This window comes from Pseudomonas sp. 3HC3, from assembly GCF_044904505.1.
In the GTDB taxonomy this organism is placed as follows: Bacteria; Pseudomonadota; Gammaproteobacteria; order Pseudomonadales; family Pseudomonadaceae; genus Aquipseudomonas; species Aquipseudomonas putida_Y.
This window is the reverse complement of sequence record NZ_JADDRH010000007.1, coordinates 103,077-129,633: the sequence shown is the minus strand read 5'-3', so window position 1 is coordinate 129,633 and position 26,557 is coordinate 103,077. Positions and strand designations below refer to the sequence as shown.

The 26,557-nt window shown below is 60.5% G+C and carries 22 protein-coding genes; 12 read left to right on the top strand and 10 right to left on the bottom strand.

Annotated elements, in window-relative coordinates; genetic code table 11:
• The first annotated feature begins 63 nt into the window (after nt 1-63).
• Nucleotides 64-1,275 (top strand): M24 family metallopeptidase, encoded by a 1,212-nt coding sequence (locus INQ47_RS13185; protein WP_404701851.1) that lies wholly within the window; start codon nt 64-66, stop codon nt 1,273-1,275.
• 159 nt (nt 1,276-1,434) lie between these two features.
• Nucleotides 1,435-2,769: an MFS transporter gene (locus tag INQ47_RS13180; RefSeq protein ID WP_103462361.1), complete on the top strand. Its 1,335-nt coding sequence runs from the start codon at nt 1,435-1,437 to the stop codon at nt 2,767-2,769.
• A 124-nt stretch (nt 2,770-2,893) separates the two neighbouring features.
• Here INQ47_RS13180 and INQ47_RS13175 read toward each other — a convergent pair whose 3' ends face one another.
• Nucleotides 2,894-3,901, bottom strand: a complete 1,008-nt coding sequence (locus INQ47_RS13175; protein WP_103444257.1) for a GlxA family transcriptional regulator — start codon at nt 3,899-3,901, stop codon at nt 2,894-2,896.
• 180 nt (nt 3,902-4,081) lie between these two features.
• On the opposite strand from INQ47_RS13175, the gene pssA reads away from it, so the two are divergent.
• Together pssA and INQ47_RS13165 are read left to right on the top strand one after the other, a co-directional pair.
• The gene (gene pssA, locus INQ47_RS13170) at nt 4,082-5,410 is read left to right on the top strand and encodes a CDP-diacylglycerol--serine O-phosphatidyltransferase (protein ID WP_404701850.1); all 1,329 of its coding nucleotides are present in this window, start codon (nt 4,082-4,084) and stop codon (nt 5,408-5,410) included.
• Nucleotides 5,411-5,642: 232 nt separating this feature from the next.
• Nucleotides 5,643-6,788: a GGDEF domain-containing protein gene (locus INQ47_RS13165; RefSeq protein ID WP_404701849.1), complete on the top strand. Its 1,146-nt coding sequence runs from the start codon at nt 5,643-5,645 to the stop codon at nt 6,786-6,788.
• A 121-nt stretch (nt 6,789-6,909) separates the two neighbouring features.
• On the opposite strand, the gene ppnN is transcribed toward INQ47_RS13165, so the two are convergent.
• Together ppnN and INQ47_RS13155 are read right to left on the bottom strand one after the other, a co-directional pair.
• Nucleotides 6,910-8,283: a nucleotide 5'-monophosphate nucleosidase PpnN gene (ppnN, locus tag INQ47_RS13160; protein WP_404701848.1), complete on the bottom strand. Its 1,374-nt coding sequence runs from the start codon at nt 8,281-8,283 to the stop codon at nt 6,910-6,912.
• 208 nt (nt 8,284-8,491) lie between these two features.
• Entirely contained in the window at nt 8,492-9,553 is a 1,062-nt protein-coding gene (locus tag INQ47_RS13155) for a YeiH family protein (protein ID WP_021782040.1), read from the bottom strand.
• Between the two features lie 112 nt (nt 9,554-9,665).
• Here INQ47_RS13155 and INQ47_RS13150 point away from each other — a divergent pair, with 112 nt between their 5' ends.
• From INQ47_RS13150 to INQ47_RS13125, 6 genes are all read left to right on the top strand, one after another.
• Nucleotides 9,666-10,553 carry a LysR family transcriptional regulator gene (locus INQ47_RS13150; RefSeq protein WP_404701847.1) on the top strand — a complete coding sequence of 296 codons (888 nt, stop codon included), beginning with the start codon at nt 9,666-9,668 and terminating at the stop codon, nt 10,551-10,553.
• Nucleotides 10,554-10,709: 156 nt separating this feature from the next.
• Entirely contained in the window at nt 10,710-11,735 is a 1,026-nt protein-coding gene (locus INQ47_RS13145) for an AraC family transcriptional regulator ligand-binding domain-containing protein (RefSeq protein WP_404701846.1), read from the top strand.
• A 269-nt stretch (nt 11,736-12,004) separates the two neighbouring features.
• Nucleotides 12,005-13,357 carry an MFS transporter gene (locus tag INQ47_RS13140; RefSeq protein ID WP_404701845.1) on the top strand — a complete coding sequence of 451 codons (1,353 nt, stop codon included), beginning with the start codon at nt 12,005-12,007 and terminating at the stop codon, nt 13,355-13,357.
• A gap of 28 nt (nt 13,358-13,385) precedes the next feature.
• On the top strand, nt 13,386-14,114 hold the full coding sequence (locus INQ47_RS13135) for a nitroreductase (protein ID WP_209966771.1): 729 nt from the start codon (nt 13,386-13,388) through the stop codon (nt 14,112-14,114).
• Nucleotides 14,115-14,217: 103 nt separating this feature from the next.
• Nucleotides 14,218-15,537, top strand: coding sequence for an OprD family porin (locus tag INQ47_RS13130; RefSeq protein WP_209966770.1), 1,320 nt, complete (start codon nt 14,218-14,220; stop codon nt 15,535-15,537).
• A 385-nt stretch (nt 15,538-15,922) separates the two neighbouring features.
• A complete protein-coding gene (locus INQ47_RS13125) occupies nt 15,923-17,974 on the top strand; it encodes a TonB-dependent receptor (protein WP_404701844.1) in 2,052 nt (683 codons plus the stop codon).
• 80 nt (nt 17,975-18,054) lie between these two features.
• Here INQ47_RS13125 and INQ47_RS13120 read toward each other — a convergent pair whose 3' ends face one another.
• Both INQ47_RS13120 and INQ47_RS13115 read right to left on the bottom strand, forming a co-directional pair.
• The gene (locus INQ47_RS13120) at nt 18,055-19,467 is read right to left on the bottom strand and encodes a cytosine permease (RefSeq protein WP_252458673.1); all 1,413 of its coding nucleotides are present in this window, start codon (nt 19,465-19,467) and stop codon (nt 18,055-18,057) included.
• A gap of 377 nt (nt 19,468-19,844) precedes the next feature.
• Nucleotides 19,845-20,297 carry an Lrp/AsnC family transcriptional regulator gene (locus INQ47_RS13115; protein WP_014590636.1) on the bottom strand — a complete coding sequence of 151 codons (453 nt, stop codon included), beginning with the start codon at nt 20,295-20,297 and terminating at the stop codon, nt 19,845-19,847.
• 111 nt (nt 20,298-20,408) lie between these two features.
• On the opposite strand from INQ47_RS13115, the gene INQ47_RS13110 reads away from it, so the two are divergent.
• Both INQ47_RS13110 and INQ47_RS13105 read left to right on the top strand, forming a co-directional pair.
• Nucleotides 20,409-21,023, top strand: a complete 615-nt coding sequence (locus INQ47_RS13110; protein WP_404701843.1) for a LysE family translocator — start codon at nt 20,409-20,411, stop codon at nt 21,021-21,023.
• 64 nt (nt 21,024-21,087) lie between these two features.
• Nucleotides 21,088-21,720: a LysE family translocator gene (locus INQ47_RS13105; RefSeq protein ID WP_041168404.1), complete on the top strand. Its 633-nt coding sequence runs from the start codon at nt 21,088-21,090 to the stop codon at nt 21,718-21,720.
• 22 nt (nt 21,721-21,742) lie between these two features.
• Here the strand turns inward: INQ47_RS13105 and INQ47_RS13100 are convergent, their stop codons facing one another.
• From INQ47_RS13100 to INQ47_RS13080, 5 genes are all read right to left on the bottom strand, one after another.
• Nucleotides 21,743-23,926, bottom strand: a complete 2,184-nt coding sequence (locus INQ47_RS13100; protein ID WP_404701842.1) for an ATP-binding protein — start codon at nt 23,924-23,926, stop codon at nt 21,743-21,745.
• 151 nt (nt 23,927-24,077) lie between these two features.
• Entirely contained in the window at nt 24,078-24,641 is a 564-nt protein-coding gene (locus INQ47_RS13095) for an NUDIX hydrolase (protein WP_028697721.1), read from the bottom strand.
• Nucleotides 24,642-24,643: 2 nt separating this feature from the next.
• A complete protein-coding gene (locus INQ47_RS13090) occupies nt 24,644-25,396 on the bottom strand; it encodes a GntR family transcriptional regulator (protein ID WP_010954490.1) in 753 nt (250 codons plus the stop codon).
• An 88-nt stretch (nt 25,397-25,484) separates the two neighbouring features.
• Nucleotides 25,485-25,874: a carboxymuconolactone decarboxylase family protein gene (locus tag INQ47_RS13085; RefSeq protein ID WP_003256073.1), complete on the bottom strand. Its 390-nt coding sequence runs from the start codon at nt 25,872-25,874 to the stop codon at nt 25,485-25,487.
• A gap of 186 nt (nt 25,875-26,060) precedes the next feature.
• On the bottom strand, nt 26,061-26,546 hold the full coding sequence (locus INQ47_RS13080; RefSeq protein ID WP_028697722.1) for a flavin reductase family protein: 486 nt from the start codon (nt 26,544-26,546) through the stop codon (nt 26,061-26,063).
• Nucleotides 26,547-26,557 lie beyond the last annotated feature (11 nt).

Below are 26,557 nucleotides of genomic sequence, written 5' to 3'. Positions count from 1 at the left end.
GTTGCAATGCTTCTCAGGCGGCCGGCCTGAACAGCGTGCTCACAACGACAAGGAACCCCGACCATGCAAATGCCCAAGACCCTGAAAATCCGCAATGGCGACAAGGTACAACCAACCTTCTCCGCCCAGGAATACGCTGCTCGCCACGCCCGGCTGCGGGCCTATATGGCTGAGCAGGATATCGAGGCGGCAATCTTCACCTCGTATCACAACGTCAACTATTACAGCGATTTCCTCTACTGCTCGTTCGGCCGCCCTTATGCGCTGGTGATTACCCAGGACAAGGTAGTCTCGATCAGCGCCAACATCGACGGCGGGCAACCCTGGCGGCGCACGGTCGGCACTGACAACATCGTCTACACCGACTGGCAGCGCGACAATTACTTCGTCGCCATCCAGCAGGCGTTGCCGCTGGCCTCGCGCATTGGCGTGGAGTACGACCACCTGAACCTGCAGAACCACGGCAAACTCGCCGCCTGCTACCCCAAGGCCGAGCTGGTGGACATCGCTGCGCCGTGCATGCGTATGCGCATGATCAAGTCGGCCGAGGAGCAGGCGCTTATCCGTCACGGTGCGCAGGTGGCCGACATAGGCGGGGCGGCAGTGGTCGAGGCCCTGCGTGAGCAGGTGCCCGAGTACGAAGTGGCACTGCATGCCACCGAGGCGATGGTGCGCGAAATTGCCAAACGCTTCCCCGACGCCGAGCTGATGGACACCTGGACCTGGTTCCAGTCCGGGCTCAACACCGATGGCGCGCACAACCCGGTCACCAGCCGCCGTGTGGGCAAGGGCGAGATCCTCAGCCTCAACTGTTTCCCCATGATCGCCGGTTATTACACTGCGCTGGAGCGCACCCTGTTCCTTGACCACTGCCCGGACGAGTACCTGCGCCTGTGGCAGGCCAACGTCGAAGTGCACGAAGCCGGGCTGCAACTGGTGCGCCCGGGCATGCGCTGCAGCGATATCGCCCGCGAACTGAACGAGATCTTCCTGCGCCACGACCTGCTGCAGTACCGCACCTTCGGGTATGGCCATTCGTTCGGCACGCTCAGCCATTACTACGGCCGTGAGGCGGGGCTGGAGCTGCGCGAGGACATCGATACCGTGCTGGAGCCGGGCATGGTGGTGTCGATCGAGCCGATGATCATGCTGCCTGAAGGGCGACCGGGGGCGGGCGGTTATCGCGAGCATGACATCCTGATCGTCAACGACAACGGCGCCGAGAACATCACCAAGTTCCCGTATGGGCCGGAGCACAACATCATTCGCAAATAAGCATCGGCGTCGGCTGCTTCGCGGGTGAACCCGCTCCTACAAAGATTTCACCGTTTTCGTAGGCGCGGGTTCACCCGCGAAGAGGCCGGCCCAGACAACAAGATCCCCGTATGACCACCAGACCCTGCCTCCAATTAAAAGAATCAGAGGGTACCCGTCATGTCCAGCACCACCCTTGACCCGTCCGCTATTGCCGGCCCCGCACACAACGCCGAACGCCAGGCGCTGCGCAAGGCCGCCCGAGCCAGCTTCATGGGCAACTTCGTCGAGTGGTTCGACTACGCCGCCTACGGCTATCTGGCCACCATCATCGCCGCCACCTTCTTCCCGCAAACTGACAAGACCACCGGCCTGCTGGCTACCTTCGCGGTATTCGCGTTGTCTTTCCTGGTACGCCCGCTGGGCGGTATTGTCTGGGGCCATTTCGGCGACCGACACGGTCGGCGCAACGCGTTGTCGTGGTCGATCCTGATCATGTCGGTATCCACCTTCTGCATCGGCTTGTTGCCGGGCTATGCGCAGATCGGGCTGTGGGCGCCGGCCTTGTTGTTGCTGATCCGCCTGGTGCAGGGTTTTTCCGCCTCGGGTGAGTATGCCGGGGCCGCTGCGTTCCTGGCCGAGTACGCGCCGCCTGGGCGGCGTGGCTTGTACACCAGCATCGTGCCAGCCAGCACGGCAGCGGGGTTGTTGTTCGGTGCGGCGTTCGTCGCGGTGCTGCATGAGCTGCTCAGCAGTGAAGCCCTGCATGAGTGGGGCTGGCGCCTGCCGTTTCTGCTGGCGGCGCCGTTCGGCCTGGTAGGGCGCTATATCCGCATGAGCCTGCAGGACACGCCCAAGTTCCTGGAGATGGAACAGCGCCTGGAAACCAAGGCCGGCATGGCTACGACGCCGCTGCGCGAACTGCTGGGCCAGCACCGGCGCAGTCTGGCGATCGGCATAGGTGTCACCTGCCTGAATGCGGTTGCGTTCTACCTGTTGCTCAGTTACATGCCGACCTACCTGTCCAGTGAAATGGGCATGAGCGAGCGGGATTCGTTCATCGCCTCGACGGTGTCGCTGGCCACCTATATCGGCTTGATCTTCCTGATGGGACGGTTGTCCGACCAGTTTGGTCGCAAGACCATGCTGGTGGTGGCCTCGCTGTTGTTCCTGGGGTTGACCGTGCCATTGTTCCGCCTGCTGGACGGCCAACCGCTGCTGGTGATTCTGGCCATCCAGATTCTTTTCGGTGCGATGCTGGCGATGAACGACGGGACCTTGCCGTGCCTGCTGGCCGAAATCTTTCCGACCCGGGTGCGCTTCAGCGGGTTTGCCCTGAGCTTCAATGTGGCCAATTCGCTGTTTGGCGGGACTGCGCCGTTCATTGCCACCTGGTTGATTCAGGTGACGGGCAGCAAGCTTGCCCCGGCAGGATACTTGCTGGCGGCAGCACTGGTGGCGCTGGTGGCCATGCTGATGTGTCGGGAGACGGCGCACGCGGCCCTTGAAGATTAGTTGACCTGCACTGGCCTCTTCGCGGGCAAGCCCGCGCCTACAACGGCCTGTGTCGGACCACCGATGTGCGTGTAGGAGCGGGCTTGCCCGCGAAGAGGCCAGCCAAGCCAGTACATGACCCCATTCAATGGAGAGAGGCCTGCCGCCGCTCCCCTAAAGGCGACAGCCCGAAGAACCGGCTATAACTCTTGGAGAAATGCGCAGGCGAACTGAAGCCGCAGGCCAGCGCTACCTCACGTACTTGCACGTCACTGCGCAGTAGTAACTCCCGCGCCCGCGACAACCGAAGCTCCAGGTAATACTGGCTGGGTGTGCGCTGCAGGTACTTGTGGAACAGCCGCTCCAGTTGGCGCACAGTCACTTCGTTGAGGCTGGCCAGTTCCTCCAACCCCAGCGGTTCCTCCAGATTGGCCTCCATGATCGCCACCACCTGGCTCAGTTTGGGCTGGGCGCTGCCGAGCAGGGTGCGCAGCGGCACACGCTGGCGCTCACGCTCACCGCGTACGCGGTCGCACAGCAACAGTTCGGCGGCCTTGGCCGCGATGTCCTGGCCGCCCGTGTCCCGGGCCACCAGTTGCAGCATCATGTCCATGGCCGCCACGCCACCTGAGCAGGTGTAACGGTCGCGGTCCAGTTCGAACAGCTGGCTGGAGATCACGATACCGGGGAAGTGCGCCTGCAACGTCGGCAGGTCTTCCCAGTGGATGGTGCAGCGGTAACCCTTGAGCAATTCGGCCTTGGCCAGCAGGTAGCTACCGGTGCAGATACCGCCCAGCGGCAAGCGCTGGCGGGCCAGTTGGCGCAACCAGTCGATCAGAGGGCGGTTGCTACGGCTTCGGTCGATCGGGTTGGCGCCGACCACCAGCAAGGCATCCAGCGCGGGGGCGTTGGCGATGTTGTAGTCGGGCAGCACGCGCATGCCGTTGCTGGCCACCACCGGCGCGTCGTCTGCGGCGATCAGCACACTGCGATACAGTGGCTTGCGCGCGGCCAGGTTGGCCATGCGCAGGGTCTCCACCGCGGACGCAAGGCCGATGGTGGTGAAATTGGGCAAAATCAGGAAGCCAAAGGTCTTTGCCGAACAACCCTTTACAATAGACGGCGATAGGTTTGCAGAAGCGGGGTGGACCATTGCGCTGTTCCTGTGCAAGCTGAGGCCTGGTTGGTCAGGGGCAGTGAGAAAGCAGAGCCTCGCGTGGTTCTTGTTGTTATGTGTCGTTGCGGGGTCGATCATACACCCCGGATGCAGCGGCCAGGAATGGCCCGCCGGCTGGCAGGGCCGACAGTGATTGCACAGAGAAGGTGAGCGTCAGTGAACCCCGAATCCATGCTGGCGGGCTTGTCAGGCTACGCCATGCCCCCCGAAGCGATACAGGTGCTGCCCGATGCCAAGGCTTACCGCGCCTGCCTGTTCGAGCGCATCCGTACGGCGACTCGGCGCATCGTGATTGTCGCGCTGTACCTGCAAGAGGACGAGGCTGGCCAGGAAGTGCTGGATGCCTTGTACCAGGCCAAAGCCGCGCGGCCAGGCCTGGAGATCACCATTGTGGTCGACTGGTTCCGCGCCAGGCGCGGGCTGCTGGGGGCCGGGCGTCAGCCGGGCAATGCCGCCTGGTACCAGGCCCAGCGCCAGTTGCGCGGGCTGGATATCGCCATCCATGGCGTGCCAGTGCAGACCCGCGAACTGTTCGGGGTGTTGCACCTCAAAGGCAGCATCATCGACGATTGCGTGATCTACACCGGTGCCAGTCTGAACAACGTCTACCTGCATCGTTTCGACCGCTATCGCCTGGATCGCTACCACCTGTTCCAGTCACCGGCACTGGCTGATGCCATGGTCGGCCTGGTGCAGCGTTTGCTGCATCACACTGCCACACCGCGCCTCGACCTGCCGGCGCCACCTTCTACCCGCAGCTTGCGCGGCGACATTCGGCGCTTGCGCGCACGGCTGCGACGCATGGCCTACGAGGTACCGGCCAGCGTGACGGGGCAGGGCCTGCAGGTGATCCCCCTGCTGGGTGTGGGCCGTGGCAATCCACTGAACCGGGCGCTGTGCGCCTTGCTGGCAGTGGCGCGCACGCAGATCATCATCAGTACGCCGTACTTTAACCCGCCCCAGGTCGTGATGCGCGAACTTGACCATGCTCTGGCGCGAGGGGTTGGGGTGGAACTGATTGTCGGTGACCGCACCGCCAACGACTTCTACATCGCCCCTGGCGAACCGTTCAGTGCCAGTGGTGCATTGCCCTATCTGTATGAGGACAACCTGCGCGCCTTCACCCGCCGCCGCCACGCCGCGATTGCCAGTGGCCAGCTGCAAGTACGTATCTGGAACGATCCCGGGCATACCTTCCATGCCAAGGGCGTGTGGATCGACCAGCGTTATTCGCTGCTGACCGGCAACAACCTGAACCCGCGCGGGTTCAACCTGGACCTTGAGAACGGCCTGCTGATCGACGACCCGCAGGGGCAATGGCTGGCGCCACGGGAAGCGGAGTTGAGCGAACTGCGGCGCTTTGCGCCGAGAATCGGTTCGGCAGAGGCGCTGGGGGAGAAGGCCGAACATCCCAAGCAAGTGCGCAAGTTTCTGCGTCGGTTGCGCTATAGCCGGTTGGAACCGTTGATCAAGCGGGTGCTCTGACGTCGCCTGTACTGGCCCTGTCGCCGGCAAGCCAGCCACAGGGCCAGAGTGGTGCGCACCGCGCATTGATGTCATTATGATATTGCTGCCCACGGCCCTTTGTCAGGGGCTGGTTTACAATGTGCAGGCAACCGTGCAAGGCCCCTCTGAACGTGATCACGATCGCACACAGTCGGGCCTTTTCCCGTTAACCAGACAGGCCAATGCGTATATGGCGTTAGATCCACCCACGATGCTGACTATTTCAGTCGCTTTGGCCGCTGCGGCCGCCTTGTACCTGGCGATTGAATGGCGCAGTGTGCGCGAAACCTCGTTGCTTTACTGGAGTGCGGGTTTCGCCACTATTACGGTTGGTTGCATCCTGGCATTGTTGCGCGGGATCGGTTTGCTGTTCATCGGTATCTGGTTCGCCAATGGCTTGCTGGTGGTGGCCCACGTTTTTTTCCTGATCGGCGTGCTGCGCTTCACCCAGGAGCGCTTGTCACGCGCCTGGCTGATGATCGTGGTGGTCTGGTTCGCCTTGCTGCTGCTGCCCGTGGGCCCGCAGTGGTCGAAGGTGATGCTGATGGTCAACTCGTTGTTGGTGGCCTCGCTGACGCTCAAGGCCAGCTTCCTGCTGCGGCCACATGGCAAATCGCTGAGTGTCGGCGCCGTGCAACTGCGCTACGTGTTGCTGATCCATGGGCTGTTCTATGTGGCCAAGGCGGCCATCGCGATCACGCCAGGCACGCTGATTGACCTGGCGACCTTTGGCGGGCTGATCATTCAGGTTTCGCTGGTGGAAGGCGCGATGGCGATCATGCTGATTGCCTTGTCGATGACCGGCACCGTACGTTACCGGCGTGAAGAGCGCATTGCCCGGCTGGCAGCCCGTGACCCGCTGACTGCGCTGTACAACCGGCGTGCGCTGGAGGTGCGGGCGGGGCATTTCTTCAAGGACGTAAGCCCGGCGCAGCCCGGGGCATTGCTATTGATCGACATCGACAACTTCAAACTGGTCAACGACCTGCACGGGCATATAGCCGGCGACCGATTGCTGATTGCCTTGAGCGAGATGATTCGTACGGCGCTGCCCGAGCGCTCGCTGGCGGCGCGTTTGGGCGGGGATGAGTTCGTCATCTTGCTGAGTGGCGCGAGCAGTGAACGGGTCATGGAACTGGGAAGTGGGCTGCGTGAGCAGTTCCAGCATTACGCCGACAAGACTGTGCCTACGCCCCAGGCGGTTACCTTGAGCATTGGTGCCAACGTGTTCGATCAGCCGCCGGCGAGCCTGGCGGCGTTAATCGAGCAGGGGGATGTGGCGCTGTACCAGTCCAAACGTGGGGGACGCGACAGCATTCGGTTTTTCGAGCGGGCGATGGTTGAACTCCGCCAGTGAGCGAGCCACCTGGGTGGCTGAGCTTTCATGAAACCCATGTGGGTGATCCGTACAGGCGCACCCGTCACCCGGCCCCCGCCTTTGACGGGCATCCACGCCCGTCATCAGCAAAACAGCGTGGTCAGGTTGCCACCTGATAGCACGGCACATACTCCGCGCCACCGGGCAGCTTCATCCGGTGCTGGTCGACGAATGCCTGCAGCAGCCGGCCCAGCGGGTCCAGTACGGCGCTGTCGCCGTGGATCTGATACGGCCCGTGTTCCTCGATCAGGCGGATGCCTTTGTCCTTGACGTTGCCTGCGACAATGCCGGAAAACGCCCGGCGCAGGTTGGCCGCCAGTTCATGGGGCGGCAGCTCGCGGCGCAAGTCCAGTTCAGACATGGCCTGGTGGGTCGGGTCGAACGGTCGCTGGAAGCTCTCCTCGATCTTCAGCAGCCAGTTGAAGTGGAAGGCATCGTTGCGCTCGCGGCGGAACTGCTTGACCGCTTTGAGGCCGTCGACCATGTGCCGGGCGACTTCCGCCGGGTCGTCGATGATGATTTCGTACAGGCGATGGGCGGCTTCACCCAGGGTGGCGCCGACGAAAGCGTGCAACTGTTGCAGATAAGGCTCGGCGCTGCGCGGGCCGGTAAGCACCACCGGGAACGGCAGGTCGTGGTTGTCCGGGTGCATGAGGATGCCCAGCAGGTACAGGAATTCCTCCGCTGTGCCGGCCCCGCCCGGGAAGATGATGATGCCGTGGCCGACACGCACGAAGGCCTCCAGGCGCTTCTCGATGTCTGGCAGGATCACCAGTTCGTTGACGATCGGGTTGGGCGCTTCGGCGGCGATGATGCCGGGCTCGGTCAGGCCCAGGTAGCGGCTGCCATGCATGCGTTGCTTGGCGTGGGCGATGGTGGCGCCCTTCATCGGGCCTTTCATCACGCCCGGGCCGCAGCCGGTGCAGACATCCAGTTTGCGCAGGCCCAGTTCGTGGCCGACCTTCTTGGTGTACTGGTATTCCTCGGTGCTGATCGAGTGGCCGCCCCAACACACCACCATCTTCGGCTCCACGCCCGGGCGCAAGGTGCGCGCGTTGCGCAGCAGGTGGAAAACGTAGTCGGTGATGCCCTGGGAGCTTTCCAGGTCGATGCGCTGGCTGGCCAGCTCGCTTTCGGTGTAGACGATGTCGCGCAAGGCGCTGAACAGCATTTCACGGGTGCTGGCAATCATTTCGCCATCGACGAAGGCATCGGCCGGGGCATTGAGCAGCTCCAGGCGCACGCCGCGGTCCTGTTGGTGGATACGCACCTCGAAGTCCTTGTAGGCCTCAAGGATGGTCTTGGCATTGTCGACATGGGCGCCGGTGTTGAGGATTGCCAGGGCGCACTGGCGGAACAGCGTGTAAAGGCTGCCGGTACCGACTTCACTCAGTTGCTGCACTTCACGTTGTGACAGCGTCTCCAGGCTGCCTTTGGGGCTGACGGATGCATTGATGACATGGCGTTGAGGCATCTAAGTCTTTCCTGTGCGGGTAAAACATCCTTCTTTGACACCACCATACCGAGAAATGTGGGCGGCAACGAGGGGGGCGTGGAAAAACCTTGAGACCGAGCGGCCTGCTTCGCGGGTAAACCCGCCCCTACAGGGGCCTTGCCGTCTTCAGGGCAGCACCCACCTGTAGGAGCGGGTTTACCCGCGAAGCAGCCGACTCGGTCTCCAGTCAGCCCAACAGCTTCTGCACCCCCAGGGTAATCGCCAGCCCCCCGCCAACCAGCCACAGGTTGAGGATCGCCCCGGTGGCCAGCGCCCGTGGCCCGGCCTGGCGAATCTGGCTGAAGCGCGTTTCCATTCCCAGTGCGGTCATGGCCATGGTCAAGGCAAAGGTGTCCAGGCTGTTCACTGCCTGGGTCACGCTGCCAGGCAGCACGTGTAGCGAATTCACCAGGACCAGTGCCAGGAAGCCGAAAGCGAACCAGGGCATGGCAATGCGCCCGTTGCCCTGCGCCTGGCCAGCCTTGCGCGAACGGCTGATCCACAGGCCCACCACCAGCAGTACCGGTACCAGCAGCATGACCCGGGTCATCTTGACGATGGTGGCGACGTGCGTGGCTTCGGGGCTGACATTGCTGGCCGCGCCTACCACCTGAGCCACTTCGTGGACAGTGCCGCCCAGCAACAGCCCGGCGCCCATGGTATCCAGATGCAGCCAGCCGGCATTGATCGCCAGTGGGTAAAGGAACATGGACAAGGTACCGAACAGCACCACGCTTCCGACTGCCATGGCGCTTTTATGGGGGGCGCTGCGCAGCGCCGATTCGAATGCCAGCACGGCGGCAGCGCCGCAGATGGCGCTGCCGGCGGCGGTCAGCAAGGCGGTATCGCGGTCGAGCTTGAACACTTTCATGCCACACCACAGGCCGATCAGCAGAGTACTGGTGACGACCAGCACCGACACGACAAGCCCCGACCAGCCGACTTCGGCAATTTCCTGCAGGCTTACCCGCAAACCAAAGAACGCCACGGCAATGCGCAACAGGCCGCGAGCGGAAAAATTGATACCGGCTGCCCAGCTTGCCGGTACGCCGTCACGCAGCGCGTTGCCATATAAGGCACCTGCGACAATACCCACGATCAGCGGGCTGATGCCCAGGTTGGCGATAGCGGGCATGGCCGCCAGTTGCGTGACTGCGACCGCGAACAGCGCGACGAACAGGATGCCATTGAGCCGCCCTCGAGTGGAGAGGGTAGGGGCAAAGGCGGGGTTGGACGGAACCGTGGCCATGTGAGTCCTCCGGAAAAGGTGTTTCGACAAGGCCTACGTTAATCTGGTTATAAGCTTATAAAAAATCGTAATTTAGGATGGCAAATATCCGCTTAGCTGATATTTTTGAATCATGACCCCAGAACAGCTGATAACATTCGCCACGGTTGCCGAGCACGGCAACATCAGTCATGCGGCTCAAGCCCTGCACCTGTCGCAGCCGGCAGTGTCCGGCCAGCTCAAGCTCTTGCAAGAGGCGTTTGGCGAACCCCTTTACCAACGCGCCGGCCGCGGTGTGCGGCTGACTGCGGCTGGTGAGCAATTGTTGGCGCATGCCGAGCGCCTGCGCGAAACCTTCCGCCAGGCCCAGGCGCTGCGCGAGGCCATGCGCGGGCTGGAGCGCGGCACCTTGCGCATCGGCGCCAGTACCACGCCCGCCAGTTACCTGCTGCCTTACCTGATCGCCGACTTTCACGGGCGTTATCCGGATGTGCTGGTCAGCACCTCGCATGGCAATACGGCGGAGATTGTCGCCGCCCTGGACAGTGTCGATATTGCCCTGATCGAGGGGCCGCCGGGGCAGGAGTTGCCGTTAGGTACGCAAGTGACGCCGTGGCGCGAGGACGAGATCGTGGCGATTGTGCCCCGTGGGCATCCCTTGGCGGGCAGTGACCAGCAGATGCTGGCGGCGCTCGGCGATTACCCGTTGGTACTGCGTGAAAGCGGCTCGGGCGTGCGACAGATTGTCGAGCGGGCGTTTGCTCGTGATGGCGTGGCGATGCGTGTGGCGCTGGAGATTGCTGGCGTTGAGGGGGTAAAAGAGGCGGTCCGGGCCGGGATGGGCGTTGGCTTTGTTTCGGCGATGTCCATTCGTCATGAAGATGGGGCGCTGCACCGGTTGCAGGTTGCGCCGCAGGCGCTGGTGCGGCGCTTTTCCATTCTGTTGCCGCATGCGGCTACGCCTTCGCGGGCTGCCTCGCGGTTTCTTGAATTGTGTGTTGCCATGCAAGAGGTGGGTTGATTGTAAAGGTCTCTTCGCGGGCGCGATCCAAAACGTTTTGCAATAAAAAACAAGGAGTGTTGACATCTGGCATAGTGATATTGGTACAGAGACATTCTGTGGGCTTGTATGCTTTGCAAGGCAGCCTTCGGTATCAAGTTAGCAACGGAGCCCCGGATGGATTTTTCTGCCCACAAAGGCACCACGTCGATCAGCCTCGTGCGGGACGCACTTCAAGGAGCAGAACTGCGTGGCCTGGATGTTTCGACTGTACTCCGCCACGCACATATTGATCCGCTGTTGCTGGCCCAAAACTATGCCAGGGTACCTGCTGGTACGTTCTCCAGATTGTGGATTGCGTTAGCGGACTTGCTCGACGATGAGTTTTTTGCGGCAGACAGTCACCCCCTTCGCAGAGGTAGCTTCAAGCTGATGGCTCAGTTGGCCCTCGGCTGCGACACCATTGGACAGGCGCTCAAACGGATTCTGGCGTTTCTCAGGACTGCCCTGGATGACATCTACGGGGCGGTGGAATGCGAGGGAGAGCATGCTGCAATTATCATTCATGATCATGGTGAGTTGCGAAGGGTGTTTTGTTACGGTGCCTGGCTGGTGCTCGTGCACGGCCTGCTTTGCTGGCTGTGCGACAGGCGCATCCCTATTTTGAAGTTATCGATGCGTCCTCCTCAGCCGGTGGACGACAGCGACTATCGAATGCGCTTTTGTGAGGAAATCGAGTGGAGGGCCGATAGAACCACCGCTGTTTTCGAGAAGAGCTTTCTGGAGTACAAGGTTTGCCAAACACCTGGTTCTCTTCCTGCCTTTTTAAAAGGAACGCCAAGTAACTTCCTTGTGAAATACCGTAACGACGACAGTACGAGCATTATGATCCGGCGGCGATTGAAACTGCTCTCTCCCCACACCTGGCCTGAACTTGATGAGCTCGCACGCGACTTGAGCATGTCCAGTTCCACCCTGCAACGAAGGCTCTATGCTGAGGGTTTCACCTACCAACGGCTCAAAGATAATCTCAGGCGGGATATTTCCATCAGTCTGCTGTGCCGGGCAGGCATGACGGTGGATGGTGTAGCGTCAGAGGTTGGCTTCATTGAGACCAGTGCGTTCCACCGGGCATTCAAGAAATGGACGGGTATCACCCCAGGTGCTTACAGACGCTCGTTGCGTAGCCCTCGAGGGAACTAGTCCTCTACGCGTGGGCTGATCACATTCAGTCTGAAGCCATCGGGTTTCCAAAACTGCCCGTTCCGGTCAAGCAGAATGATGCCATTGGGCATGGTTGGAGCTTGCCATTAGGCCTACGATTTTTCTCGGGCGCCGTCTAGTCGGTGCCTCTCAACTCTCCCGACCAACAAGCGGACCCATGCGTACCAGTGCGTGTGGTCGAGTTGTGCCAGATCGCTATACATATGTGGACTTCAAAAACACAACAATAAGATTGAAGGAGACACGGTATGAGTTCTTTGAATATGTACACGTTGACCGAAGAGTCGAAGTTTAACCGCTTTCATGGAATTATTCTGTTCTGGTGCGTGTTGATTCTGATTATCGATGGTTACGACTTGGCAGTGGTGGGGGCTGCCCTGCCAGCCATCATGGCCGATATGCAAATTGACGCAACCAGCGCCGGCGTCATGGCTGGCTCAGCATTGTTTGGGACAATGCTGGGCGCCATTTTTTTAGGCACATTGGCAGATCGAATTGGCCGGCCGAAAATGATCGCGATGTGTGTAGCGCTGTTCAGCGTTTTCACCGCTGCGGCAGGGTTCACTGACAGCCCGCTGACCTTCAGTATCATGCGCTTTATCGCCGGCTTGGGAATCGGCGGTGTGTTGCCCATCTGTACGGCGCAGATGGGTGAGTTCTCACCCTTGAAAGTTCGCACCCGGCTGGTGACCATCGTTTTCGCAGGCTATTCGGTGGGGGGAATTCTGGTAGCGCTTACGGGTAAACAACTGATCGAAAGCTACGGTTGGCAATACGTGTTTTATGTGGCGGTCCTGCCAGTGGTATTGATTCCTTTCATTCTCAAGACAATGCCCGACTCTATCGGCTTTATGTTGAAGCAGGGTCGACAAGACGAGTTGAAAGTCATCGCGCGCCGCCTTCGTCCTGACCTTGTGATCAAGGATGACACGCAGCTCGTCGGCAATCCGCAGGTTATCTCTGCTCAAGACAAGCCGGTACGAAGCCTTTTCCTGGAAGGCCGTGGATACAGCACGGTCATGATCTGGATGGCATTCATGACCGGGCTGTTCATGGTGTATGCACTCAATTCGTGGCTCACCAAGTTGATGGCCATGGCGGGCTTCAGCCTCGGTTCAGCCCTGAATTTCGTCATCGTGTTCAACCTCGGTTCGATCTTCGGTGCAATTCTGGGTGGATGGCTTAGCGACAAATTCAGCATCAAGCACGTCTTGGTGGTGTTCTATGTAGTGGGCGCGGTCGCACTCACCTTGTTGGGATATACCCGCTCCACCGAACTGCTCTTTGTCGTCGTGTTCATCGTGGGTGCCTCGACTCTTGGCACCCAGCTTCTGGCCTATGCATACGCCGGCGATTTCTATCCCTCCACCATCCGCTCAACTGGCGTCGGTTTTGCATCGGGGGTCGGTCGCGTCGGGGCGATTGTCGCACCTGTTTTGATTGGTGCCTTGGTGTCGATGGCGTTGCCGCTGGAGCAGAACTTCATGGCAATCGCGCTCGCCGGCCTGGTAGGGGCTGTTGCAGTGACCATGATCAACCAATCTCGCTCGGACTCGGCTGTAGTGAGGAAGAAGGCCACGGTTGCCCACGAGCTGACCTGACCGTAATTCTGAGAGACAGGTTCCACGTATGCTTATTGATCGTTTGCGCAAATCACCGGTAGGTTCGGACGAAACAGCCCGTTTGATCGACTGGGCAATCGTCTCACGTCGGAGCATCAGGTCGTTCCTCCCAACCCCGGTTCCGCTAGAGGAAATCGAAGCGATGCTGAACGTTGCTCGCTTTAGCGCAACAGGCGTCAACCTCCAGCCCTGGAATGTGCATGTTGTTACAGGTGATACGAAGGCACGGTTGTCCGCAGCACTTGCTGAGGTTGATGACCATCCGGCTGATGACCAACGCTTTTCTGATCCCTACGCGTATTACCCCAGGGAGTGGACGTCTCCCTACATCGAACGGCGCAGGGAGGTAGGGTGGGGGCTCTATAGCCTGTTGGGCATCAGTCGAAGCGATAAACAAAGGATGCACGAGCAACACGGCCGGAATTATCGCTTCTTCGGGGCGCCTGTTGGCCTGTTCTTCACGATTGACCGCGTGCTTCAGGAAGGGAGCCTGCTGGACTATGGCATGTTCCTGCAAAGCCTCATGATTGCCGCACGGGGAAGAGGCTTGCACACCTGCCCGCAGGCAGCATTCCTTAAATATCACAGCATCATCACTGAAATGCTGGAAATACCGAAGAGCCAAATGCTCGTCTGTGGGATGAGCTTGGGTTACGCCGATGATGGCAGCATTGAGAACACGTTAGTTACTGGCCGTGAACCCGTGCGTGCATTCACTACCTTTCACTCAGAATAAAAACCTGGCGTCCGCCCTGTCCAGGTTTGGCTTCGGGCAGGGTGATGTTGTTTCGATCATTCCGCTAAAGCGGGCCTTAACCCATTTGTAGGACTGGCATTGCATGGGGCGCTTCGCTGCGGTCCATGCTCAAGCACACAACAAGAACAAGGTGCCTGTGATGTCTATTGCTTTTAAAAAAACGTTGGCTTGTTCAGCAGCACTGCTGGTCGCGCCTTATGCTTCTGCCGCGTTCGTGGAAGACTTCAAAGGCAGTCTTGAACTCCGTAACTTCTACTACAATCGCGATTTTCGCAATGACGGTGCCACTCAATCCAAGCGCGATGAGTGGGCGCAAGGCTTTATTTTGAACCTGCAGTCCGGTTTTACAGAAGGACCGGTGGGCTTCGGTATTGATGCGATGGGCTTGCTGGGGGTGAAGCTTGATTCCAGCCCGGACAGAACAGGATCAGGGCTGCTGGCCTACGATTCCGACAGGAATGTTGAGGATGAATACGGCAAGTTCGTGGCCACCGCCAAAGCAAGGATGGGCAAGACGGAATTGAGGATAGGGGGAGTAAACCCTCTGATGCCGCTACTCTGGAGTAATAATAGCCGCCTACTGCCTCAGATCTTTCGCGGTGGCTCGCTGACCGTCAACGACATCGATAAATTGACGGTAACGGCTACAAGGGTCAACGCAGTGAAGCAGCGTAATTCCACCGATTTCGAATCACTCACAGCATTTGGCTATGCCCCGGTTGAGGCAGATCACTACAACTACCTGGCATTTGACTTCAAGCCTGCGAAGGACATGACCTTCAGTTTGCACGCCGCTGAACTTGAAGATCTCTACAAGTCCTACTTCGCCGGCATTAAAGTCATCAAGCCGTTGTTGGAAGGCAATGTGATCGCGGATGTTCGCGTGTTCGATGCCAGCGAGACGGGCGCCAAAAAGCTGGGTGAGGTGGACAACAGAACGCTGAGTAGCTACTTCGCCTACAGCATCAAGGGGCACACCATCGGCGGCGGTTACCAGAAGGCTTGGGGCGACACCTCGTTTGCGTTCGTAAACGGCGCGGATACCTATCTGTTCGGCGAATCGCTGGTCAGTACATTCACTGCCCCTAACGAGCGAGTGTGGTTTGCGAGGTACGACTTTGATTTCGCCGCTTTGGGTGTACCGGGCTTGCTGTTCACCACCCGGTACATGAAAGGTGATGATGTCGATCCTGATCTGCTGACGAGCCGCCAAGCCGCTTCACTCCGCCTCAACGGGGAGGAGGGCAAAGAATGGGAGCGGGTCACTGATATTTCTTATGTCATTCAGAGTGGGCCGGCGAAGGGTGTTTCGTTCCAGTGGCGTAACTCCACGAACCGCTCGACCTACGCTGACAGCGCTAATGAAAATCGCTTGATCATGCGCTACACCTTCAACTTCTAAATAGCGAAATGGGCCGGCCCTCTGGAGCCGGCCCTTTGTTATTCGCCCCGGAAATCTCCTACCTGATTAAGGGGAGTGCGTGGGCATTCGGATTCGCCCATGGCCGCAAACGTTCCGGTGAGGGCAATGTTGGAAAGGTCACGCGCGTTGAGGTGCTTGGGCATGCCTTGACAGGGGCGCCGACTGGACGATCCATCCTGGATTGCTCGCAAGGCAGTGCGCCACTGTTCTTAGGCGCAAGCGAAGGAGGCGGCTATGGTTCAAGAAATCCCGATACGCCAGTGTTTAGTGTTATGGTATAACATCATTTGCCATAAGGCAGACGCAGATCTTGCCTTCTTCATCTGTGCGCCAATACACACTCAACCCCGCGTCAGGAACCTCCATGCGATTCACCCCAGCCTCGTTCGCCATCTTCACGGCAATGTTCACACCTGAAATCCTCGCCGAACAGACCGGTACCTCCACCATCGTCCTCGGTGAAGTGAATATCACCCAAACGGCCGGTACAGCCTTGAGCACTGAAAATGTGCTTACGTCGGTCGACGTCCTGGGCGGCGACCAGGTGCGAGACAAAAATGTGATGAACAGCTGGCAGTTGTTGGGGCAGATGCCGGGCATCCAGCTGACTGAAACGGGGCAAGGTGCCGAATCAGGCAAGGTCACTTTTCGCGCGTTCAATGGTGAGGGCTACATCAACGGCATCAAGACCCTGATCGACGGTGTGCCGAGCAACGTCAACAGTGGCAACCAGCGCTTCATCGATATGATCTTCCCGCTGGACATCGAGTACATCGAGGTGGTGCGCGGTACCAACGATCCGCGCTATGGGCTGCACAATATCGGCGGCAACATCAACTTCGCGACCCGCCAGGGGGGGAACTATGTCGATAGCCGTGTGACTTACGGCAGCTTCGATACGCGCGAAGTGCAGTTGGCGGTCGGGCACGAGGAGGGGAATTTCGCCCAGAACTATATCCTCGCCAAGCAAGACAGCAACGGCTATCGCGACCACAGCGAATCCAACAAATACACGCTCGGCGGCAAGTGGTTCGTCAGCAACGACGAACAAGACTTCCGTGTCGGCCTGATCGCTCGCCTGTACCACCACCAGGCCCAAGAGTCAGGCTTCCTCACCCGCGAACAACTGCACGCCAGCCGTACCCAATCGCCGGCCAAGAACGCCAATGATGGTGACGACCGTGACATGAAGCAGCTGAGCCTGCACGCCGACTGGCAGCTTGACGACGACCTGAGTCTGAGCAGCAAGCTGTACTACAACAGCTACAACGATGATCGAACCCTCACGTTCACCGATTACCAGCCCGGCAACGCGCCACGCCAGCGTCGGCAGTGGGATGAACAGCAGCGAGGCATGCTCAGCAACCTGACCTGGCGCGCTGACGATCTGCTGACGCTGGATGGCGGCATCAACTACGAGGAGCAGGACAACCAGTACCGTCGCCTGCGCTACAACTATGGGATCCCGACTGATTTCGACGCCACGCCGGCACGTGTGCAGAACGATGACACTTACACCCTGCGCAATATTGGCGGTTATGTGCAGGCGGTCATTCAGCCGACCGACGCGCTGAAGATCATTCCTGCCATGCGCGTCGACAAGTTTTCGGGTAACAGCGAGACACTCGGCGGTGTAAAGGCATCCCTTCAGGATTACGGCTGGATCCGCCAGCCGAAGCTGAGCGTAATCTATAGCCTCACGCCCGAGATCGACCTTTACGCCAACTGGGGGCGTACTTTCCAGATTCTTACGGGCTCCGGCGGGCCAGCTTATAGGGTGCCTGGGCAAGCCTCGTACGACCCGTCGATCAACACCGGCAAGGAAGTGGGCATCAAGTTTCAGCCATTCCCGGGCGCTCAGGCGCGGGTTGCGCTGTGGCAGCAGGACGCGACCGATGAAGTCGCGAACATGCCCAGCACTGGCACCACGGTTGGCCTTGGCGAAACACGCCGGCGTGGTGTGGACATGCAGATCAGTGCTCAGTTGGACGATCAATGGACGGTTTGGGCGTCCCACGCGATCCAGGAGGCCAAGGTGGTCAAGGCCTACGCTGCAAACGGCCAGTCATTGTCGGGAAAAGAGGTATTTTCCACTCCGCGCTACATCAGCAATGTGGGTGTCGACTACCGGTACAATGATGACTGGAAGTTCGGTGCGCAGGGGCGGGCGCAGGGCAGCTACTACATCGACGAGTTGAACGAGCAGGGCAAGTACGGCGGTTTTGTGGTCGTGGACGCCAGTGTCAGTTACCGTGTTACCTCGTCGACCAGCGTCGATCTGCAGGTTAAAAACCTGCTTGGCCGTGAATACGAATACGTCTGGTACGACAACTTCTTCTGGGGCGGCGACGACCAGGCGATGTTCTCGCCAGCACCTGGCCGCTCAGCGTTCGTGTCGATAAACATGAGTCTTTGACAGGGGCATTGGCAAGGAGCCTCTTGATGGCGAAACATATCGCCTTCAAGAGGTCTGCGGGATCAACAGGCCAGTGCAGCTTAAGCCACTGCTGCCAACTTGGCGCTGGTCTGCCGACGACGGTAGGCACTGTCACGGCTCGCCAGCCACCAGTACAGCGGCGAGGTGACCGCCAACCCTACCAGCCACGACAGGTCAGCCCCGTTTATGTGCTCGGAAATCGGCCCGACGTACAGCGGGGTGTTCATGAACGGTATCTGCACCACGATACCCACAGCGTAGGCGATCAGTGCCTGCGGGTTGTAGCGCCCGTAGATCCCACCATCGACCTGGAAGATCGACTGGATGTCGTAGTCGCCTTTGTGAATGGCGTAGAAGTCGATCAGGTTGATCGCCGTCCACGGTACCAGCACCACCAGCAGTACCAGCACCATGTCAACGAAGTGGCCGATGAAGTCTGCCGAAGCGAACACCGCTACCACGCAACAGGCCGACAGCACGATCAGCGACAGCACTGCCCGGCTTTTGGCGGTGGGGATCCAGCGGTAGGCGAACGTTTGCACCAGGGTGATGATCGACAGCACCGCACCATACAGGTTGAGGGCGTTATGGCTGATCACGCTGAGCAGGAACAGCACCAGCATGATCGGGCCGAGCGTGCCGGTGGCCAGCTTTACCGCATCCATGGTGTCCATGCCGGCGGGAATCGCCAGCACGGCTACGGCGCCGAAGATGAACGACAGGCTTGAACCCAGGGCCGAGCCCAGGTAGGTGGTCCAGAAGGTCGAGCTGACTTTTACATCTGCCGGCAGGTAGCGCGAGTAGTCCGACACATAGGGCGCAAAGGCGATTTGCCACAACGCCGCCAGCGACACGGTGGCCAGCCAGCCGGCCAGGTTGAAGCTGCCACGGGTGAGGAAATCGTCGCTTTGTACATGGGTGAAGATGTAGCCGAAGCCGACCACGATACCGATACCCAGTACCCAGGTGCCAATGCGATTGAGCACGTGGATGAAGCGGTAGCCGATGATGCCGATGATGCCTGAGCCCAGCGCACCGATGACGATGCCCACCGGTACCGGAACGGCGTCGACCACGCCATGCAGTGACTTGCCGGCAAGGACGATGTTGGAAGCGAAGAAGCCGATGTACATGACACCGGCGATCACCACCACCAGCAGCGCGCCGAGGGTGCCGAACTGAGCGCGGCTCTGGATCATCTGTGGAATGCCCATTTGCGGGCCCTGGGCCGAGTGCAGGGCCATCAGCACCCCGCCAACCAGGTGGCCGACAAGGATGGCGACGATGCCCCATACCAGGTTCAGGTGGAACAGTTGCACGCCCAGCGCGCCGGTGACGATGGGCAACGGCGCGATATTGCCGCCGAACCAGAGCGTGAATAGATCCCTTACCTTTCCGTGGCGGTCTTGCGGGGGCACGTAGCCGATCGTGTGTTTTTCTATCAGGGGTGCCGAATTGGCTGCACTGGTCATGACTGACTCCAAGGCAAGGTAGGGCATTGGGAACTGCCCGGGGGCGTGCCGGCGGTGGGCGACGCGTTCTTGTTGGAGCGATGATGAGGGGCGCGGGGATAACGAGAAATTAGTAAATATGTACCCATAAACCTTAAAAAACCTAAGGCTGACAAAAGCTTAAGCGGGTGACGGTAGCAAGGAGAGTGCCAGCTGGCTGAAGGCCTTGGGGTAGAGGGGCGGCGGGTTGGCAACCGGATCACGGTGGGCTGGGTTGGTGCGATGTGCGCGTTTTCAGGGCAGATGAAAGGTTGCCTGGGCCGGCCTCTTCGCGGGTAAACCCGCTCCTACAGCAGGCGCGGGTTTACCCGCGAAGAGGCCGGCACAAGAGGAAACAGCTACATGGGGAGCAACCGATCCTGAATCACTTCCTTCATCACCAAGGTCGAGCTCAAGCGTTTCACATTGGGAATACTGGTCAGATGCTCGTCATACAGCTTCTGAAACGCCGGCAGGTCCTTGGCCACCACATGCAGCAGGTAATCCGGGTCGCCAAACAGCCGCTGCGCTTCGACAATCTGCGGGATCTGCGCCAGTGCCGTTTCAAAGTCCGCCACCGGCTGGCGGGTCACCTCGCGTAGCGTCACGAATACCAGCGCGGCAAAGTTCAGCCCAAGGGCGCTCGGTGCCAGCCGTGCGTGATAGCCCAGAATGGCTCCGGACTCTTCCAGTGTCTTCAAACGCCGATGGCAGGGTGACAGGCTGAGACCTACACGGTCAGCCAGTTCGGTTACCGACAGCCGCCCGTCTTTTTGCAGCTCGGCAAGGATTTTTCGATCAGTTCTATCCATTGGGAAGAATCTTCCAATTCATGAATGCTAAGGGGAAATATACGGAAGAAAATCCCCGGGCGAAATCCGTAATCTTTCGACATCCCAATGCAGTAGATAAGGAAGATTCAAGTGGCTATCAGTGTGCTGACGGCGTTCTGGGCTGTGTCGATGCTGTTCGTGATGACCCCGGGTGCAGACTGGGCCTATGCCATCTCTGCAGGTATGCGCGGTCGCTGGGTGATGCCAGCGGTGGCGGGGATGTTGTCGGGGCATTTCCTGGCCACGCTGGTGGTGGCGGCCGGGGTTGGCAGCCTGCTGGCTGGTCACCCGTTGGCGCTGACCTTGCTGACCCTGGCGGGGTGCACCTATTTGCTGTGGCTGGGCGGCAACCTGTTGCTCAGCCCGGCATTGCCGGCGGCCGGGCAGGGTGGCGTGGGGGAGTCGGGCTCGCGCTGGGCGTTGAAGGGTTTTTGCGTCAGCGGCCTGAACCCCAAGGTATTCCTGCTGTTCCTGGCCCTGCTGCCGCAGTTCACCGACCCGCAGTCGAGCTGGCCCGTACCGTTGCAGATCTTGTTGCTGGGGCTGGTCCACCTGTGCAGTTCGCTGGTGATCTACACGCTGGTCGGCTATGGCGCCAAAGCTGTGCTGAGCACCCGGCCGGGAGCGGCAAAGCTGGTCGGGCGGGTGTCGGGGATGGCGATGATTACCGTGGCTCTGGGCTTGATAGCCGGGCAAGTGACCTGATTTACCGGTTCAGAATGACTTCAGATACACTCGCTGCACCCTAATGCACAACCAGGAAGTGCCCATGCCCGAAACCACGCAACTGCTCACGTTCGCCTTGATTTGCCTCGGCATGGTCCTGACCCCAGGGCCGAACATGATCTACCTGATTTCCCGCTCGATCTGCCAGGGCCGCCAAGCCGGGTTGATTTCGCTTGGCGGTGTGGCTCTAGGCTTCGTCATCTACATGTTCTGCGCGGCAATGGGCATCACAGCGCTGGTGATGGCGGTACCCTTTGCCTACGACGCGCTGCGTATCGGTGGCGCGCTGTACTTGTTGTACCTGGCCTGGCAGGCGCTGCGGCCGGGTGGCCGTTCGCCGTTTCAGCTCCGTGAACTGCCCGCCGACAGCCCGCGACGGCTATTCACCATGGGGTTTGCCACCAGCCTGCTCAACCCCAAGATTGCCGTCATGTACCTGTCGCTTATGCCGCAATTCATCGAGCCGGGCCACGGCAGCGTGCTGTTGCAGTCGCTGGTGCTGGGTTCGACGCAGATCGCCATCAGCGTTACGGTCAATGCGCTGATTGCGATCATGGCCGGTTCCATCGCCGTGTTCCTGGCTGGCAGACCGCTGTGGCAACAGGTTCAGCGTTGGTTGATGGGAACGGTGCTGGCGGGGCTGGCGGTGCGCATGCTGTCAGAAGGGCGCCGTTGATCACCTATTGCGATGCAAGGTATCAGTGGCCGAGTACTTTCCCGAGCATCTGGCACACCTGTTCTGCCGAGTAGGGTTTGGCCAGAAAGGTGAACCCTTGGTGCCCACCTTCGGCAATCGCCTCGCTGTACCCCGAAGTAAGGATCACCGGCAACTGCGGGCGCTGGCGGCGAAGTTCGCGGGCCAGCGCCAGGCCACCCAAGCCGGGCATGACCACATCGGAAAACACCGCATCAAAATCACCTGCGGGGCTGGTCAACTGCGCCAGCGCCTCTTCCGCTGAGCGCGCATAGCTGACCCGGTAGCCGTGGTCCTCGAGGAACTGAGCCGTGAAGCTGCCCAGGTCGGGGTTGTCTTCTACCACCAGTATTCGTTGCCGCTCGCCCTGTACCTGCGCCTGGCTGCCGGCCGAGGCGTCTTCGGGCAAGGTCACAGGTGAGTCCTCCTGCGGCAGGTACAGGGTAAAGGTGGTGCCCTGACCGGGGATGCTGTTCACCTGTACATCGCCCCCGGATTGCTTGGCGAAACCGAACACCTGCGACAACCCGAGCCCGGTACCTTCACCCGGGGCCTTGGTAGTGAAGAAAGGGTCGAAGATGCGCTCCATCAACTCGCTGGCAATACCGACCCCGTTGTCGCTCACCGATATCGCCGCGAATGGGCCTGGCAGTGGAGGCTGACCGCGCAAGGCCGGCAGGCACTGGTCGGCCTGCAGACGCAGCTGCAAGGCACCTTCACCCGCCATGGCATCGCGGCCGTTGAGCATCAGGTTGATCACCGCGGTTTCCAACTGGCTGAGGTCGGCGCGGATGTGGCAGGGCGCTTGCGGTAACTGCAGCTCGACCCGGATGCGCGCGCCAGTGACGGTGTCGAGCATGTCGGCCATGGCCTCCAGCCGAGGCCCGGCCTCGAACACCTGTGGGCTGAGGGCCTGCCGGCGGGCGAAGGCCAGTAGCTGGCCGGTCAGTTTGGCACCACGGTCGACCGTGTCGGACATGGTCTTGAGGTAGCGCTCGCGGCGCTCCTCGGCCAGGTTGGGGCGCTGCAGAAAGTGCAGTGACGAGCGGATGATGGTCAGCAGGTTGTTGAAGTCGTGGGCTACGCCACCGGTCAGCTGGCCAATGGCTTCCAGCTTCTGGGCCTGGCGCAGCACGGCCTCGGTGTGCAGCAACTGAGTGGTGCGTTCTTCGACGCGATGTTCCAAGGTGGTGTTGAGCGTTTCAAGGGCCGCCATCGCTTCGCGCACTTCGGCATGGGCCTGGGCCCGTTGTATGTGCGCCCAGCATCGTTCGGTCACTTCCCTGATCAGTGTTTGCTCGTAGTCGGTCCATGCCCGGGGTACGCGGTCGTGAATAGCCATCAGTGCGGTCAGCCTGCCACCCTTGATCAGTGGCATGCAGATGGTGGCCGTAATGCCGATGGCCTGAAAAGTTGCCGCCTCGTCAGCGGCCAGTTCGCGCAGGTTGTCGTTGATCACCAAGGCCAGGCCGCTGCGCAGGCGGCTGACCGCCAGGCTGCCGAAGTCATGCAGGTGATAGTGGCCCACCAGGCGTGGTGAGCCGGGTGTCACCGCATCGCCGCAAATGGTGAAACCGTCCTCGTCGGGGTCCATCACCGCATAGGCGCAGCTGGACAGGCCAAGGTGCTCGACCAGCATGCGGGTGGTGATGGCCATGATCTGGTCCGGGTCGGCCGCCTCGGTCACGGCCCGCCCGAGGGTATCGAGAAAGTGCAGGCGTTGGTTGGTGACCACGCTGGCGGTGGTTTCGGTGACCGTGTCGAGCATGCCCAGTATCTCGCCATCATGGCCGCGAATCGGGCTGTAGCAGAAGGTGAAATAGGCCCGCTCCAGGCCGCCGTTGCGGTCGATCGTCAGCGGGAAGTCCTCGATGTACACCGCTTCACCGGCCAACGCACGTTCTGCCATATGGCGGATTTCGTCCCAGGCTTCGTGCCACACGTCGCGAAAGGGGATGCCCAAGGCCAGGGGCTTGCGACCCAGAATCGGGGTGAAGGCATCGTTGTACAGGGTGATCAAGTCCGGGCCCCAGAGCACGGCTTGCGGAAAGCGCGAGGCAAGGCACAGAGCCATCGTGGTTTTCAGCGCGTCGGGCCACTGTTCCAGCGGGCCCAGCGGGGTGGTGGCCCAGTCGTGGTTGCGGATGCGTTCGGCCATTAGCCCGCCGCCGTCTAGCCATCTAGCCATGTGCTTTGCCGGTCCTCTTTCTCAAGGCCCCTAGGGTGCACCGAGAATAGACCGTTGGCGAGGGTTTTGTGAGTGGCCGTGCCACTGCACAAGCCTCTGCAACTGCGCGATCCGAGTGAGTGCAGGTTCAACCGCGAAGCGGCCGGACAGGCTAGCGGATGAAGTGCACCTTGCCGGTGTCATCATTGCCCATGTAAATGCCATACACCCCGGCCTGCCGCTCAAGGATGTAGCGCTCGAGAATTTGCCGGATCGCCGGGTAGTAGATCTCATCCCAGGGGATTTCATCCGGCTCGAAGAACTTGTACGCCAGCGTCTCCGGCCCGTACTGCCCGGTTTCTTCGGTGACGATGGCGCGGAAGATGATGTACACCTCGCTGATCTTTGGCACGCTGAAGATCGAATACGGCGAGACGATGTCCGCACGTACGCCGCTTTCTTCCCATACCTCGCGCAGCGCCGCCTGCTCGGTGGTTTCGCCAGCTTCCATGAACCCGGCAGGCAAGGTCCAGGTGCCGGGACGTGGCGGTATGGCGCGCTGGCACAGCAGGTACTTTCCATCGCGCTCGATGATGCAGCCGGCGATGATCTTGGGGTTGATGTAATGGATATAGCCGCAGCCGGCGCAATGCAGGCGTTCGTGGGTATCGCCTGTGGGAATGCCCCGGGCCAGTTCCGTGGTGCAGTGCGGGCAGTAGCGCGGGGCATTGGGCATGATCAGCGACCTATGCGGGGTTCCTTCAGGGCCAGGGGTTCGACAATGTCGCGCACCTTGGCGTTGTCATCCTGCTTCTGGCGCAGGTAGTCCAGGGCCACTTTGGCGGCGGCGCGGACGTGGTCGACCGAGGCCTGGTGGGCGACCAGCGGGTCGCCGCCCTTGATGGCCTCGACGATCTTTTCCATTTCGCGGTTGCTGGCGCCGCGGCGGTTTTCCTGCGATACCGAGGTGGCGCGCAGGTAGCTGATGCGGGCTTGCAACTGGCGCAACTGCTGGGCCGCCACCTGGTTGCCAGAGCCTTCCAGCAGCACATCGTAGAAACCTTGTACCGAATCCAGCACCTGTTGCAGCTCGCCTTCTTCCAGTGCCTCGCGGTTCACTTCCAGCGCACGTTCCAGAGCACGGATGTCCTTGGCCTTGGCGTTGAGGGTGAACAGTTGCACGATCAGGCCTTCGAGCACACAGCGCAGCTCATAGATGTCACGCGCGTCTTCCAGGGTGATGATGGCCACGCGCGGGCCCTTGGCGTCGGCGAACTCGACCAGGCCTTCGGACTCCAGATGACGCAGCGCTTCACGTACCGAAGTGCGGCTGACGCCGAGGCGGTCGCACAGGTCGCGCTCTACCAGGCGGTCGCCGGGCAGCAGGTGAAAGTTCATGATTGCGGTGCGCAGCTTGTCGAGCACGATTTCGCGCAGAGTAACGGGGTTGCGGTTGACCTTGAAGCTGTCGTCGAGTGGCTGGCGTTTCATCAGGTGCGCTCTTTATGAGGCTGTTGCGCCAACATCGCGGAATGCCCCGAACCGAGGCTTTCCATGCAGTGGTTCGAACAGCCCGTTGTTAACGGGTTGGCTCCGCATCGGCTTCGGCAAACGCTTCACGGGCCAGGCGGAAACTGTCCACCGCCGCGGGTACGCCGCAATAAATGCCGACCTGGAGCAGGATTTCGCGAATCTGTTCACGGCTCAGCCCATTGCGCAGGGCACCGCGAATGTGCAACTTGAGCTCGTGGGGCCTGTTGAGCGCGGAAATCATGGCCAAGTTTATCATGCTGCGCTCTTTCAGCGACAAGCCTTCGCGGCCCCAGACGTGACCCCAGCAATACTCGGTGACCAGCTCCTGCAACGGTTTGGTGAATTCATCTGCGTTCTGGATCGAGCGGTTGACGTAATCCTCGCCCAGCACTTGGGTGCGGATCTTCAGGCCCTTTTCGTACTTTTCATTGCTCATGTGCAGTACTCCGGCATAAAACAGGGGCCGCAACCGAGGGTGAGACGATTAGCGCGACCCCTGAAAACAGGGGCATCGGTGTTGGCTTCTTCGCGGGCTTGCCCGCTCCCACAGGTTCCAGAAACTGTGCAATACCTGTGGGAGCGGGGAAGCCCGCGAAGAGGCCAACACCGACTTCAAGATATATCAGCCAAGCGGCGGCAGGGCGCCGAGCTTGCCTTTGTGGTAGACCATGGGGGTCACCGGCTCGGCCGGCAACACCAGGTTCTTCACCGCACCGACAATGATCGCGTGGTCACCGCCGTCGTACTCGCGCCACAATTCGCACTCGATGATCGCCGTGGCCTTGGCCAGCAGGGGGTTGCCCAGCTCGCTCAGGTGCCACTCGATGTCTTTGGCCTTGTCCTTGCCCTTGCCTGCGAAGGCATAAGCCTCGGCGGTCTGGTCGGCGGACAGCAGGTGGATGGCGAACTGCTTGCTATCGCGCAGGATCGGGTAGGTGTCGGAGGCGTAGTTAGGGCAGAACAGCACCAGCGCCGGGTCGATCGACAGCGCGCTGAACGCACTGGCGGTGATGCCGACGATGCCGCCGTCGGCGTCCAGGGTAGTCACGACCGTGACGCCGGACGGGAAGGAGCCCATCACGTCTTTGTAGATGCCGGGTTCGATCATCTTGTGTTCCT

What these genes read in the sequence shown, in the direction of transcription:
- INQ47_RS13180 (WP_103462361.1), top strand. Translation starts at nt 1,435, where the DNA reads ATGTCCAGCACCACCCTTGACCCGTCCGCTATTGCCGGCCCCGCACAC.
- INQ47_RS13115 (WP_014590636.1), bottom strand. Translation starts at nt 20,297, where the DNA reads ATGGATAGAACTGATCGAAAAATCCTTGCCGAGCTGCAAAAAGACGGG.
- INQ47_RS13145 (WP_404701846.1), top strand. Translation starts at nt 10,710, where the DNA reads ATGGATTTTTCTGCCCACAAAGGCACCACGTCGATCAGCCTCGTGCGG.
- INQ47_RS13185 (WP_404701851.1), top strand. Translation starts at nt 64, where the DNA reads ATGCAAATGCCCAAGACCCTGAAAATCCGCAATGGCGACAAGGTACAA.
- INQ47_RS13175 (WP_103444257.1), bottom strand. Translation starts at nt 3,901, where the DNA reads ATGGTCCACCCCGCTTCTGCAAACCTATCGCCGTCTATTGTAAAGGGT.
- INQ47_RS13165 (WP_404701849.1), top strand. Translation starts at nt 5,643, where the DNA reads ATGCTGACTATTTCAGTCGCTTTGGCCGCTGCGGCCGCCTTGTACCTG.
- INQ47_RS13105 (WP_041168404.1), top strand. Translation starts at nt 21,088, where the DNA reads ATGCCCGAAACCACGCAACTGCTCACGTTCGCCTTGATTTGCCTCGGC.
- INQ47_RS13140 (WP_404701845.1), top strand. Translation starts at nt 12,005, where the DNA reads ATGAGTTCTTTGAATATGTACACGTTGACCGAAGAGTCGAAGTTTAAC.
- INQ47_RS13135 (WP_209966771.1), top strand. Translation starts at nt 13,386, where the DNA reads ATGCTTATTGATCGTTTGCGCAAATCACCGGTAGGTTCGGACGAAACA.
- INQ47_RS13095 (WP_028697721.1), bottom strand. Translation starts at nt 24,641, where the DNA reads ATGCCCAATGCCCCGCGCTACTGCCCGCACTGCACCACGGAACTGGCC.
- INQ47_RS13120 (WP_252458673.1), bottom strand. Translation starts at nt 19,467, where the DNA reads ATGACCAGTGCAGCCAATTCGGCACCCCTGATAGAAAAACACACGATC.
- INQ47_RS13080 (WP_028697722.1), bottom strand. Translation starts at nt 26,546, where the DNA reads ATGATCGAACCCGGCATCTACAAAGACGTGATGGGCTCCTTCCCGTCC.
- INQ47_RS13100 (WP_404701842.1), bottom strand. Translation starts at nt 23,926, where the DNA reads ATGGCTAGATGGCTAGACGGCGGCGGGCTAATGGCCGAACGCATCCGC.
- INQ47_RS13150 (WP_404701847.1), top strand. Translation starts at nt 9,666, where the DNA reads ATGACCCCAGAACAGCTGATAACATTCGCCACGGTTGCCGAGCACGGC.
- INQ47_RS13125 (WP_404701844.1), top strand. Translation starts at nt 15,923, where the DNA reads ATGCGATTCACCCCAGCCTCGTTCGCCATCTTCACGGCAATGTTCACA.
- INQ47_RS13085 (WP_003256073.1), bottom strand. Translation starts at nt 25,874, where the DNA reads ATGAGCAATGAAAAGTACGAAAAGGGCCTGAAGATCCGCACCCAAGTG.
- INQ47_RS13130 (WP_209966770.1), top strand. Translation starts at nt 14,218, where the DNA reads ATGGGGCGCTTCGCTGCGGTCCATGCTCAAGCACACAACAAGAACAAG.
- ppnN (WP_404701848.1), bottom strand. Translation starts at nt 8,283, where the DNA reads ATGCCTCAACGCCATGTCATCAATGCATCCGTCAGCCCCAAAGGCAGC.
- INQ47_RS13155 (WP_021782040.1), bottom strand. Translation starts at nt 9,553, where the DNA reads ATGGCCACGGTTCCGTCCAACCCCGCCTTTGCCCCTACCCTCTCCACT.
- INQ47_RS13090 (WP_010954490.1), bottom strand. Translation starts at nt 25,396, where the DNA reads ATGAAACGCCAGCCACTCGACGACAGCTTCAAGGTCAACCGCAACCCC.